This window comes from Caulobacter sp. DWP3-1-3b2, from assembly GCF_049896325.1.
Classification (GTDB): Bacteria; Pseudomonadota; Alphaproteobacteria; order Caulobacterales; family Caulobacteraceae; genus Caulobacter.
On record NZ_JAFCUB010000006.1, the window covers coordinates 65,515 to 78,813 of the forward strand.

8 protein-coding genes are annotated in these 13,299 nt (G+C 66.8%); 3 read left to right on the forward strand and 5 right to left on the reverse strand.

The window, feature by feature from the left end; genetic code table 11:
* Nucleotides 1-129: 129 nt before the first annotated feature.
* A complete protein-coding gene (locus ACP7AG_RS06425) occupies nt 130-4,275 on the reverse strand; it encodes a translocation/assembly module TamB domain-containing protein (RefSeq protein WP_426030227.1) in 4,146 nt (1,381 codons plus the stop codon).
* Nucleotides 4,276-4,313: 38 nt separating this feature from the next.
* The gene (locus tag ACP7AG_RS06430) at nt 4,314-6,101 is read right to left on the reverse strand and encodes an autotransporter assembly complex protein TamA (protein WP_426030228.1); all 1,788 of its coding nucleotides are present in this window, start codon (nt 6,099-6,101) and stop codon (nt 4,314-4,316) included.
* Between the two features lie 299 nt (nt 6,102-6,400).
* Here ACP7AG_RS06430 and ACP7AG_RS06435 point away from each other — a divergent pair, with 299 nt between their 5' ends.
* From ACP7AG_RS06435 to ACP7AG_RS06445, 3 genes are read left to right on the forward strand one after another with little or no spacing between them, the layout of a single operon-like run.
* A complete protein-coding gene (locus tag ACP7AG_RS06435) occupies nt 6,401-7,867 on the forward strand; it encodes a circularly permuted type 2 ATP-grasp protein (RefSeq protein WP_426030292.1) in 1,467 nt (488 codons plus the stop codon).
* Nucleotides 7,868-7,898: 31 nt separating this feature from the next.
* Nucleotides 7,899-8,840, forward strand: coding sequence for an alpha-E domain-containing protein (locus ACP7AG_RS06440; RefSeq protein WP_426015097.1), 942 nt, complete (start codon nt 7,899-7,901; stop codon nt 8,838-8,840).
* A 28-nt stretch (nt 8,841-8,868) separates the two neighbouring features.
* Nucleotides 8,869-9,852 (forward strand): transglutaminase family protein, encoded by a 984-nt coding sequence (locus tag ACP7AG_RS06445; protein ID WP_426030229.1) that lies wholly within the window; start codon nt 8,869-8,871, stop codon nt 9,850-9,852.
* Nucleotides 9,853-9,988: 136 nt separating this feature from the next.
* Here the strand turns inward: ACP7AG_RS06445 and ACP7AG_RS06450 are convergent, their stop codons facing one another.
* From ACP7AG_RS06450 to cysT, 3 genes are all read right to left on the reverse strand, one after another.
* Entirely contained in the window at nt 9,989-11,008 is a 1,020-nt protein-coding gene (locus ACP7AG_RS06450) for a sulfate/molybdate ABC transporter ATP-binding protein (RefSeq protein WP_426015101.1), read from the reverse strand.
* Between the two features lie 115 nt (nt 11,009-11,123).
* On the reverse strand, nt 11,124-11,975 hold the full coding sequence (gene cysW, locus ACP7AG_RS06455; protein WP_426030230.1) for a sulfate ABC transporter permease subunit CysW: 852 nt from the start codon (nt 11,973-11,975) through the stop codon (nt 11,124-11,126).
* Nucleotides 11,975-12,844 (reverse strand): sulfate ABC transporter permease subunit CysT, encoded by an 870-nt coding sequence (cysT, locus tag ACP7AG_RS06460; RefSeq protein ID WP_426015109.1) that lies wholly within the window; start codon nt 12,842-12,844, stop codon nt 11,975-11,977. The genes cysW and cysT overlap by 1 nt, the downstream gene beginning before the upstream one ends.
* Between the last annotated feature and the right edge of the window lie 455 nt (nt 12,845-13,299).

Genomic DNA, 13,299 nt, shown 5'->3' on the forward strand with positions numbered 1-13,299 from the left:
CTCCCTCAGTTCAACCTAAACCAAGGGCCGCGGACGTTTCGTGCTTCCTTGCCTGGGAAAACCGGGTGTCCGCGCAACAGCCTTGCTCCGGACCCTGATCGGTCGCGCGGGGATCAGCCGGAAGCCAGATCATTGATAATCTTTTCTCCACCGCACCGAAAGCTGGGCGTCGCCTTGGCCGCCGATTTTGGAGACCAGCGACAGGGTCCGGCGAATACGCCACTCGACCTGAGCGGCGGGACCATCGCGCGCGCCGCCGATGATCTCCACATAGACGTCGTCGGTGACATACTTGCCGCCGGAAACCGTCATACCCGTGGCGCTTTCGGCGAAGGACAGCCGGTCCAGACCGGCCAGGCTGCGCAGGTTGCCGATCACGTCGAAACCCCCGCCGCCGGCCAGGGCCGCCAGGGCCGAGGCCAGTTGCGCGGCCTCGATCGGGGACAGGTTGGCGGCCGACGATCCAAACAGCACCTGCGACAGCACCTCGTCGCTCGGCAGTTCCGGCTTGGAGGTCAGCGTGATCTCGGGCTTGGCGGCCGTGCCTTGAATGCGCACAACAGCCGTCAGGGTCGGGTCTTCGCGGACCGCCGTCAGGTCCAGCCGGATACGGTCGAGCTGGGTGGCCAGGCGCACCACGCCCTCGTCCGCGAATTCGAACCGCTTGCCGGCGAAATCGTATTCGCCGCGCACGATCCGCGCCTCGCCGTCCAGCGTCGGGCTGTTGGTCGAACCGCCGACATGGGCGTCCAGCGACAGTTCGGCGTCGAGCCCCCGGCCACGCACGAAGATCCGGCGCGGAGCCTTCAGGGTGACGTCCAGCGTCATTCCCGAACCCGGCGTGACCTTGCGTGGCTCGACGCCTTGCTGCAGGTCGGCTGGGCGATTGCGTTCAACCACATCCATGGACGCCACGCCGACTGGCGTCTTGGTCTGGGCCGAGACGTCGGCGCGGTCGAGCACCAGGGCGCCGGTCAGCTTGACCTTGCCGTCCGCGCCACGGTTGATCGTCGTCTGGCCGGTGGCCGTGGCGGAGGCCAGGTCGTTGTCGATGACCTTGAAACCCTTGAGGTCCAGGCGGAAGCTGCCCACGCCACCGCGGGCCAGGCTGATGCGCCCGGCGCCCGACAACGTGCCGCCCTGCCCGTCGCCAGCCGTCGCCTTGCTGACGTCGATGGCGTTGTCGGCCAGCGCCACGCTGACATTGACGTCACGAAGGCTGAAGCCCGTCTGGCCGTCATCCACCCGGCCACCCTCAAGGCTGGCGCGACCGGTCAGGCGGGGATCGGCGAGGGTGCCGGCCAGCGAGCCATCGGCGTCAATCTTGCCCGACACGCTGCGCTCGGAACTGCCAAGAAGATCCCACAGGGGTTTGATTTCGCCACGAGCCTGGAAACGACCAAGCACCTGTCGGGTCCGATCGATCGCCAAGTGGAACGGCTTGGCCGAGGCCACGGTGGCCAGGGTCACATCTGCCTGGGCGCTCAGGCCCTGGCTATTGGAACTGGTGGCGTTGATGGTCATCTGGCTGTCGCGCAGCGCCCCACGAATCTGAGCGTTCAGCGATTGTTCAGGCTTTGAGCCGCGCTCCCGGGCTCCCGTCAGCGTGGCGTTGAAATCACCCGTCAATACGGGACCAGAACCATTGAGCGTGGCGCGGGCATCGATCCTGCCGACCAGGTCTGAGTTCAGGGCGGTCAAACTTACTCCGACCAGTTCCGCGCGCAGCGTGGCGAGGTCGCCGCCGACATCGGCGTCCAGGTCGGCCTGGCCGTCACCGACGGCCAGGCGTAGGCGCGCGCTGGTGCGGGGGCCACCGAAGCGGATTTGCGCGGCTTCGCGCGTCTTGACCGTCGTTCGGCCCATGGCGCCGTTGGCGTCGAGGGCGAGCAGATATTGATCGCCCGCCTCGCTCAGCACGCCCGACCCGGCGAGCGTCCAACGCCCGGATGGCGCTTCGCCGCGCGCATCCAGCGTCAGCGGTAGGCGGTTCATGGGCCCGAACGCCTTGATCGCCGCGTGACGGACCTTCCAGGCGCCGCCGACCACATCATCGGCGACGAGGTCGATCTGCGCGGCAGGACCGGCCGCGCTATCGACGATCTTGGCCGTGCCCTTCACCGCGCCCTGCGCCAGAAAGGCCCCAGGGCCGACGTTGACGGTAAGGTCCGCGGTCGCGGGGTGGCCGCTGCGTAGCGAGACCGCGCCCTTGGCCGCGGCCCCGCCGGCGTCGACATCGAGGTCGGAGAGCTCAAGTCCGCCCTGCGCGAAGTTGAACGCCGCGTGGCCACGCGCCGGACCATAGGTACTGCCAGCGTTAATCGTCACCACGCCGTCGGCGCCATCGGCCCGCTTGGCGAAAGACAGCACGATGTGGGCGTCCTTCAACGGCAGGCGCGGCACGTCGATCGAGTCGAAATCAGCGATCAGGTCGGCCTTGGGCGCCGTGAGCGTTCCGGTTACCGCGCCCGTGCCCTTGGCCTTGCCGGCGATCTCCACCGGACCAGCGCGGAAGGGTCCTGTCGCCGTCCAATCCAGCTTGAACCCCAGGGCGGGTCCCGGACCAAGCACGCCCGAGGTCCGCACCGAGGCGGCGGCGCCGTCGAGCTTGGCGTCGGCCACCGACAGGCGATTGTCCGCCCAAGCCGCGCGGGCTTCCAGACGCGGAGTCTTGCCCAGCAGGCGATCCAGCTCCGAAAGACCCGAGGCGAAATTGGCGCCTCGGGCGTCGGCCGTCAGCATCCACGGCTTGCCGGCCGACTGGCTGGCCGACCACTTGGCGGTGACCTGGCCGGCCATGCCAGGCCGAACCGGCGCCAGGGAGCCAATCTTGGCCTCACCCTTGAACGAAAGGCCGCCCAAAATGCCTCGCTCGCCCTGGGCCAGGACCACGAGGTTGGGCGCATTCACCTTGGCCGAACGGATCAGGAAGCGGCCGTCCTTGAGCTGCGCCCCCTCGAACTGAACCGACGGCGTGCGCCCCAGCACGGCCAGCAGGCCCTCGCCCGCGCCGCCCTCGGTGGTGGCGTCGGCCTTGATCACCAATTCGCCGCGCCTCCAGGCGACGCTGGCCGGCCCCCTGGCGCGAGCCAGCCGATAGCCCAACCAGGAGAGGTCGCCAACATCGACACGGCCGTCGATCGAGAAACCCTGCGCGTCGAGGCGAAACACGCCGTCGGCCACGCCGGCGCCCAGCTCGGGCATCGGCGTGATCTTCGACAGGTCCTTCACCCTGGCGTTGAACGCCAGGCCAGCGGATCCAGTGACGCGCTTGGCCAGGTCGGCCAGGCCATGTGCGGTAAGGTTCAGGTTCGGGCTGTCGATCTTGACGTCGAGATCGTTCAACGCGCCGGCCTTGCGCCCAACGATCGAGAAGGCGGCGTCCGCGCCGAACATCTTTTCCTCGCGATCGGTCAAGGTGGAGGCGGCCAGATCGATATGCCCGGCGGCCGAACCGCCCTGGGCGTTCCAGGCGCCGCCCGCCTTCAGCGGCGTGGCCGCGCCCGAGCGCGCCAGAACGGTGAAGGCGCCTTGGCTGGTGGTGCCGGTGGCCTTGGCGTCGAGGTCGAAAGGCCGGTCGGGCGACAGACCCAGCGCCCCGGCCAGGGCGCCGCCATTGGCCTCCTGAGCCTGGGCGTCAAGCAGCAAGGTCTTGTCTCGGCCCAGGTCGAAGACCAGTTTCAGATGGTCACCGGCGTGCATGCGGCTAAGCACAGCCAGATTGCCCTTCTGCCCGCCGAAGCGCTCCGATTCATAGTCGCCGCTCATGTCGAAATCGCCGGCCTGACGGCTGAATTCCGGTCGCGTAACCAGGCGCAGGGCCAGATGGTCGATAGCGATCGACAGGGGCGCGGCGCTCGACTTTCCCTTGGGCGTGAGAGTCGGAGGGCGCAGCACGGTGACCTGGCGCGCCCGGATGTCGTTGGCGTGGAACCGTCGCCCAAACAGTTCAGCGGCCTTCCAGTCGACGCGTAGGTCGGCGGCTTCGAGCCAGACGCCCTTTTCGTCGCTGATCGTCAGGCGGCGCACGCCGAACTCGCGCCAGATATCGCCGCTCAGGCCCTCGATCTTGAGGCGGCCGATGCGGCCCAGCTTCAGGCCGCTGGTCCGCGCTTCCAGGAAGGCGCGCCCCTGCGGCGTGATCGCGCCGAAGCGGACGCCGCCTAGCAGCAGCGCGACGATCAGCACCAGGCTGACGGAGACGATCACCAGCAGGCCCGGCCAGCCAATCTTGCGCGCGACCTTGACCACCGCCTCTACGGCGGCTTCGGGCACGGTCTCTGGCTCTGTTTGGGGCGGCGGCGATGCGTCGGTCAAAAGCTTTGCCCGATGCTGATGTAGAGTTGGAACGCCGGGTCGCCCTCACGCTTGCTGAGCGGCATGGCGATGTCGGCGCGGATCGGGCCGAAACCGAGATCATAACGGACGCCAAGGCCGACACCGACCCCGAAGTCGTCGCCGCTCGGCCACTTGTCTACGCCCACGCCGCCGGCGTCGATGAAGGCCACCCCGCCCCAGTGCTCGGTGAAACGGTGGCGGACCTCGAGCGAGGTCTCCAGCAGCGAAAGCCCGCCTTGCGGCGTGGTGGTGTTGTCGATGCGCGGGCCGATGGCCTGGTAGGAATAGCCCCGCACCGAGCCGCCGCCGCCCGCATAGAAGCGCCGGGACGCCGGCGTTTCCGGCATGGCGCCGCCCAAGATCTGGCCGGCCTTGAACCGGCCGGCGATCACCGTCTTGGCGCCCTTGCCAAAGGGCAGATAGGCCGAGGTCTGGGCCTGCACCTTCAGGAAGGCCATCGTCGTGTCGCCGGTAATGGCGGTGGGCTCGCCCTGGACCTCCAGTCGCCAGCCCTTGGTCGGGTCCAGCACGCTGTCGGACTTATCCCAGGCGTAGGCGGCCGTCGTGGTCAGGGTCGCGAAGTTCTGGCGCGTGCTGGTGGTCAAGCCGTTTTCGGTCGTCAGCGAGTCGATCTGCGACAAGTCCAAGGCCACGCCATAGGTGCGATAGACGGTGGGGCGCAGGCGACGGGTCAGGTCGGCGCCGATATGGGCTCCAGTTTCCAGATAGGCGTCGGTGTCGTCACGAAAAATCGAGGTGTCGAGCTTGAGGGTTTGCTGGCTGCGCCGCCAATGCGGCAAGGCCAGTTCGGCTTCAAGTCGGCTGTCGAGCTTGGCCAGGCGGGCCGTCAGGGTGGTGGTGTCGGCGCGGCGGAACCGGTTGTAGCGGATCCACTTGGCGTCGACGCCGGGGCCGTCGGTAGACGAGTATCCCGCGCCCAGTTCGATCGTCTTGGACTTCCGATCCGACAGCGTCACCATCACCGGGCGCAGGCCATCAGGGCGCAGCTTTTCCTTGGGGGCCAACGAGACGGAAACGGTGTCGTAGACGCCTGTGTCCCGCAGCCGGCGCTCCAATTCGGCGATGTCGTCGGGCTGGTAAACATCGCCCATCGTCCAGGGCGCCAAGTGCTGGACCCAGGCGGGGTTGGATCGCCCGTGGGTGACTACCTCCACGCCGTCAACCTTGACCAGGTCGCCGGCGGCGACTTGAAAGGTCGGGCGGACGGTGTGGTCGGCGTGGTCGACGATCACTTCGCGCGGCTCGGCGGCGGCGTCGGCATAGCCCAACTGCTGCACCTGCGCGACGACGCGCCCCTCGGCCGCCAGCACATCAGCGGCCCGCCCGGGTTCCCCCGGCGTCAAGCGGATGACGCTCTCGGCGCGCTTGACGACGCCCTCGTCCGGCGGCGCGCCGATCCAGGCCAGCTTCGGATCAGCGATCACGAACACCGGGCCTGGTATAATCTTCAGAACGGCGCGAGGCGGGTCGGCTTCGCTGACATCGGGCTCGACGACATAGCCGTAATACCCTTCAGCCCTGAGCACGGCGACGACGACGTCGCCAGCGTCTCGCGCCCGGCGCCGGGCTTCAGAGCGGCTTCGCGGCGGATTCTTCGCTTCCGACATGGCGCGCTGAATCGCCTCGCGGAGCGCACGATCCTCGACGCCTGTAATGGTCGCCGTGGGTTCGTTCGCACTGGCGTGGCCCGCGACCAACAGGGTCGCGACGGTTACGCCAAGGGCAAATCTCTTACGCACCAAGCCTTCAGGTCCCCGCGCGGAACGCCCCCGAACCCCTGTTAGTCGTCCCCCTGCCGCGTGTCACGCCACGAATGCAACGGAACAGCTTAGCCAAGCGCTTCTCTCGCCTGGCCAAAGGCGCCCAAATACTGGGCAGTCATGCACATCGAGATGACTCGGCGAGAAAAGCGCCGCTTGCGGCTGGGCGACGTTCTAGGTTGAGGCGAACATGCTGGCCCAATTCGGCGTGCAGGGCGGATAGAGTGGACACAGGCGTGGCGGCGAAAATTCAGGACATCAACAACTCCCCCAGCCTGCCCATGACGGGGGCGGCCTATCTGCCGGGTGTCCCCTATGACGAGATGATCGCCCAGGGCGGCGAAGTCCGGGGCCATTACGCGGCCTTGCAAACCCGCATCTCAACCCTCGGCGCCGGCGAGCTGGCCGATCGCCAACGCATGCTGGAGCGGTCCTTCCTGCTTCAAGGGATCACGTTCACGGTCTATGGCGCCGACAGCGCGACCGAGCGGATCATCCCTACCGACCTTTTCCCTCGCATCCTGCCTGCCCAGGAGTGGGCCAAGATCGAGGCCGGCCTGATCCAGCGCCTGCAAGCGCTGAACATGTTCCTGGCCGACATCTACGGCGACCAGCAGATCCTGATGGATGGCGTCGTGCCGCGCGAACTGGTGCTGGGCGCCCCTTCGTACCGCCGCGAGATGCAGAACGTCTATGTGCCGCACAAGTCGTACGCCAATGTCTGTGGCAGCGACCTGATCCGGGGCCAGGACGGCGAATTCGCCGTGCTGGAGGACAATCTGCGGGTGCCGTCTGGCGTGTCCTACATGCTGGCCAACCGCGACGCCTCCAAGCGAACCTTTCCCGGCGCCTATCGTGAGGCCGGCGTGCGGCCAGTCGAGCGCTATACCGACCTGCTGCTGGCCACGCTGAAAAGCATGAGCGCCGATTGGCGGTCCAATCCGCAGGTCGTGGTGCTAACCCCCGGCGTCTACAACTCAGCCTATTACGAGCACGCCTATCTGGCGCGCTTGATGGGCGTGCCGCTGGTCGAGGGACGCGACCTCGTGGTCCATGACAACATGGTCTACATGCGCACAACCACGGGCCTGCGCCGGGTGGACGTGATCTATCGCCGGGTCGACGACGACTTCATCGATCCCCTCGCCTTCCGCCGCGATTCGTCGCTGGGGGCCGCAGGCCTGTTCAACGCCTATCGGGCCGGCAATGTGGTGATATGCAACGCGCCCGGCACCGGGGTGGCCGACGACAAGGCCGTCTACGCCTATGTGCCGGAGATCATCAAATACTACCTCGGCGAGGACGCCATCCTGCCCAATATCGAGACCTTCCTCTGCCGCGAGCCGGCCCAGCTGAGCCACGTGCTGGCCAATCTGGACAAGCTGGTGGTCAAGGCTGTGGGGGCGTCCGGCGGCTATGGCATGCTGATCGGGCCCCACGCCTCGGCCCAGGAGCGCTCGGACTTCGCCGACGCCCTGGCCGCAGACCCGGCCAACTACATTGCCCAGCCGACCATCCAGCTGTCGACCGCCCCCTGCCTGGTCGACGGCCGCATTGAGCCGCGCCACGTCGACCTGCGGCCCTTCATCCTGTCGGGCGAGAAGACCGTGGTGACGCCCGGCGCCCTGACACGGGTGGCCCTGAAGCGCGGCTCGCTAGTGGTCAATTCCAGCCAGGGCGGCGGCTCCAAGGACACCTGGGTGCTGTCGGAAGAGACGCCGTCGAACGGCGCGGGAGGCCTGGCATGATGTTGGTTTTTTTGAGTGAAGGGTCGCTCGTATGATGCTCGCTCGGGTGGCCGACAGCCTCTACTGGCTGGGCCGTTACATGGAACGGGCCGAGCACCTGTCGCGGCTGTCGAGCGTGATGCTCAACGCCACGCTCGACCAAACCGACGCCGGCGCCCAGGCCGTGTGGATCGCCCTGTCGGCCGTGGGCAAGGCCGAGAGCGGCGCCTTGGCCCCATTCGAGGCGGCTCGGTCGCTGGTGCTTGACCGGGCCGACACCAATTCGGTGGTCTCGTCGCTGGCGAGGGCTCGCGAAAATGCCCGGCAGGTCCGCGACCAGATCACCACCGAGACCTGGGAGCGGCTGAACCTGCTCTATCTGCGGGTCACCGACGAGAACGCCGGTCGCGAATTCGCCGACGGCTCGGCCAACTTCCTGCACGACGTGATTTCCGACGTTCACCTATTCAAGGGCGCGGCCGACACCACGATGAGCCATGGCGAGAGCTGGCGGTTCATGATGGTCGGGATGTATCTGGAGCGCGCCCAGTTGGTCTCGAGCCTGCTGGAAGTCTGCTTCGCCGAGGGACCGGGCCGGGTGATCAACGACCACATCGCCTTGGTCAGCCTGCTACGGATGGCCTGTGCCCTGGAGCCCTATCTGCGGGTCTATACCGCCGAGATCGAGCCGCGCCACATCCTCGAATTCCTGGTCTTCGACGAGGACTTCCCGCGCTCGATCCGTTTCGTCACCTCACGCATCGAGGAGCACCTGGCGATCCTGGCACGTCATACCGAGGCCAATGGCCGCACCGGTCCCGAGCGCCTGGCTGGCCGCCTCAAGGCCCGCCTCCAATTTGCGGACCTGGACGAGCTTCAGGCCCAGGGCGCCAGCGCCCTGCTGACCACCGTGGTCAACGAATGTTCGCGCATCCACGAAGCGATTTATGAGACCTTCGTGGCCTATCCCCTCGAAATGCGCCTGCCTGCTTAAGTCTGGGCCCGCTTAGAAAGACTCCGCCGTGCTGCTCGAGATCCGTCACATCACGCAATATCACTATGAGCGGTCGGTCCGCGAAAGCCTGATGGAGCTGTGGATGCAGCCCCAGAAGAGCGCGCGCCAGCGGCTGGTCAGCTTCGAGCTGGAGATCGAGCCGGCAGCCCAGGTGTTCTCCTACGCCGACAGCTTCGGCAACGCCGTTTATCACTTCGACGTGCCCCAGCCGCATGACGGACTGACCATCATCGCCCGCTCTGCCGTTGAGACCGAGCCCGTGCTGGAATGGCCCATGCCGCTCGACATGGGTGAGTGGGAGCGGCTGAAGAGCACCTTCGTGCGGGGCGAATGTTTTGACTACCTCCAGCCCCACGGCTTCGTGCAGGTCACCCCGGCGCTACAGGCCTTCATGGATGCGCACGATATCGAAGAACTGCGCCGCCGCGATCCGTTCTCGGCCGTCCAGGCGCTGTGCGACACGATCTACAAGGCGTTCGAGTATGATCCCGGGGTCACTGACGCCGACAGCCCGATCGATCTGGCGTTGGAGGCCAAGCGCGGGGTCTGCCAGGATTTCGCCCACATCATGCTGGCCATCTGTCGCTCGTGGGGCATGCCGGCTCGCTACGTCTCGGGCTATCTGTTCACCGACCGCGAGGCCGGCGACCGCTCCGATCCGGACGCCACCCACGCCTGGGTCGAGGTGTTCCTGCCCAGCTACCGCTGGATCGGTTTTGATCCGACTAATAATGTCATGACCGGCGAGCGTCACGTGGCCGTAGCGGTCGGCCGCGACTATGGCGACGTCACCCCGTCACGGGGGGTCTACAAGGGCGACAGCGAGAGCCATCTGGCCGTCGGGGTCTCGGTGCGCCGCGCCCGCGCCGCCGTGGCGGAACCGGAATTCCTGCGCTTGCCTCGGCCCTCCACGCCCTTCGGCGCCAGTCGCCGCCGCGCCAGCGCCGACGCCATCCGCGAGCACCAACAGCGTCAGCAGCAGCAGCAATAATAAATCCGCTCATCCCGGCGAATGCCGGGACCCAGATCCTGTCGCGGTGTGGTTGATTGGACGGTCTCAGAGCTTGTGGCGTCAGCCTCTAAGCCATGCCATCTGGGTCGCGGCGTTCGCCGGGATGAGCGGAATACTAAACCCCGAACACGTGCGTCCGGCGGGCTGACAGCCTTATCTCGCCGGTGAACTGGACGGCCTCGTCGCGGGCCACAGAGATGTCGATGCGGCGGCCGTCAGGCAGCGAGGCGTCGATATTGGCGAGTGGCCCCTGGATGACAACCCGCTCGACACTGGCGGGGAAACCGGCCGCGTCCAGCACCAGGTCGTGAGGTCGCACGAAGGCCACGGCCTCGCCGTCTGGGGCGTTCGGGGCCGCCAGCACGACCGGACCGGCGGTGAAGCGCTGGCCGCTCACCACGCCCTCGAAACGGTTGGCCTCGCCGACGAAGCCGCAGACGAAGGGCGTGGCCGGATGGTCGTGAACCTCGTCCGGCGTGCCGATCTGCTCGATGCGGCCGGCATTGAGGATCGCCACCCGGTCGGCCAGCTCCAGGGCCTCTTCCTGGTCGTGGGTGACGAAGATGGTGGTGACGCCCGTGGCGTCGTGCACCCGGCGCAGCTCCTTGCGCAGCGACTTGCGCACCGTGGCGTCCAGGGCGCCGAACGGCTCGTCCAGCAGCAGCACGCTGGGCTGCACGGCCAGGGCGCGCGACAGGGCCACCCGCTGGCGCTGGCCGCCCGACAGTTGCGAGGGATAGCGCTTGCCCAGGCCGTCCAGTTCGACCAGCTTCAGCAGCTCGTCGACTCGGCGCGCGATCTCTGCCTTGTTCGGCTTGTCCTTGCCCTTGCGGACGTCGAGGCCGAAGGCGATGTTCTTGGCCACGGTCATGTGCTTGAACAGCGCATATTGCTGGAAAACAAAGCCCACCCGCCGCGCGGCGGCCGAGGCGAAGGTCACGTCCTCGTTCTCGAACAGCACCTGGCCTTCGTCGGGAAATTCCAGGCCGGCGATGGTGCGCAGCAGCGTCGTCTTGCCCGAGCCCGAAGGGCCCAGCAGCGCCACGAGCTCGCCGTCAGCGATCTCGAGGTCGACCTGGTTCAGGGCCGGATAGCGCCCGAACTTCTTCTCGACGGAACGGATGGAGATGGTCATGGGATCAGTGCGTTCCGGTCATTCAAAGCGTTTTCAAGCGAAGTGGGGCGCGGTTCGCGTGAAGAAAACGCGACAAAACAAAAGAAGCTAGAGGGTTGTCGCATGCGATCGCCCTCTAGTGTCCGCCGCCGCCCTTGACGTCGGGTTGGGCGATCTCAAGCACGCCCTTCAGCACCAGGGTCAGGATCGCCAGCAGGCAAAGCAGGGCGGCGACCGCGAAGGCGGCGACGAAGTCGTACTCGTTGTACAAAATTTCCACGTGCAGCGGCATGGTGTTGGTCAAGCCGCGGATGTGGCCGCTGACCACCGATACGGCGCCAAACTCGCCCATAGCCCGGGCGTTGCACAGCAGCACGCCGTACAGCAAGCCCCAGCGCACATTGGGCGCGGTTACCCGCCAGAACGTGTAGAGGCCCGACGCGCCCATCGAGACGGCCGCCTCCTCCTCCGAAACCCCCTGCTCCTGCATCAGCGGAATCAGCTCGCGGGCGATGAACGGGAAGGTCACGAAGATCGTGGCCAGGATGATGCCGGGCGTGGCGAAGATGATCTTGATGTCGTGGTCGATCAGCCGCTCGCCGAACCAGCCCTGCAGGCCGAAGACCATTACGTACATCAGGCCCGCGACCACTGGCGACACCGAGAACGGCAGGTCGATCAGGGTGATCAGCAGCGCCTTGCCGGGGAAATGGTGCTTGGCGATCGCCCAGGACGCGCAGAGGCCGAACACCGCGTTGAACGGCACGGCGATGGCCGCGGTGATCAGGCTCAGCTTGATGGCCGCCAGAGCGTCGGGCGTGGCGATGGCGTCCAAGGCTGGTTGCAGCCCCTTGCGCAGCGCCTCGGCGAACACCGCCACCAGCGGCAGGATCAGCACGAGACCCAGGAAGACCAGCATCAGGCCAATGATCAGCACCTTGGCCCAGACGGGATCCTCGGTCGGGCGGCGCGCTCTTGCCGCAGCCATCAGCTGAACCTCCGCGACCAGGCTTGGACGGCGTTGATGATCAGCAGCATCAGGAACGACACGCCCAGCATCACCAGGGCGATGGCGGCGGCGTTGGCATATTCGAACTGCTCCAGCTGGATGATGATCAGCAGCGGCGCGATCTCGGACTTGTAGGGCATGTTGCCGGCGATGAAGATCACCGAGCCGTATTCGCCGACGCCCCGCGCGAAGGCCAGGGCAAAGCCGGTCAACCAGGCGGGACCCAGGGCCGGCAGGATTACCCGCAGGATGGTGTCGATGCGCCCCGCTCCCAGGCTGGCCGCGGCTTCTTCGACATCCGCCGACAGGTCGCGCATCACCGGCTCCAGGGTGCGGACCACGAAGGGCAAGCCGATGAAGGTCAGGGCGATGGTCACGCCGACCGGGTTGTAGGCGGCCTTGATCCCCAGCGGCGTCAGGTACTGCCCGACCCAGCCATTGGGCGAATAGAGCGTCGCCAGGGCAATGCCCGCCACGGCGGTGGGCAAGGCGAACGGCAGGTCAACCAGGGCGTTGACCACCGACTTGCCCGGAAAGTCGTAGCGCACAAGGGCCCAGGTGGTCAGCACGCCGAACACGCCATTGATCACGGCGGCCACGAAGGCAGCGCCGAAGCTCAGGCGATAGGCGGCGATGGCCCGTTCGGAGAAGGCGGCGGCGACAAACTGCGCTGGCGACAGGCTGGAGGCCTTGATGGCGATCGCCGACAGCGGGATCAGCACGATCAGCGACAGAATGGTCAGGGTGACGCCCAGCGTCAGGCCAAAACCTGGCAGGGCCGAGCGACGGCGAAACAGCGGACGACGCGCGGCCGGCGGGCGGGACATGGAAATCGTCTCGGCGGTCATCGGGTGATCGTCGTCCAGTATCCGGCGGCGGGCTCCAAACGGAGCCATGAGTGACAGAACGCGCCAGACCGCGAACGGCGCCGGAACGTTGTGAAGCTGAGGCTCGGCTTAAATCCCCAGTGGCCCGATAGGGTCAACAGAGTTAGCCAAACGCGGTTTGCAGAAAAACTGTCTCCAAGTCCTCCCGCACGGGGGGGAGGACTTCACGCAAATCGCCGCTGAAGGTGTTGGAAAGGGTCGCGGAGCGCCGGACGAGGTCAGGAGTTTGAGTAGTTGTTACCGTTTCGACGAAGCCTAGTGCTCCGCGCCATCGTTATCCGGAAGCCCGCGACGCTGGCTTTGTTAGAGCCTCGCCGCCTTGAAGCCTCCGACGGGCGGGCCAGGTCAACGAAACCCGGTCCCAAACCGCGAGCGCGTGCCCACCTTCTGCCTTTCGGCCCTCACATCACGTCGTA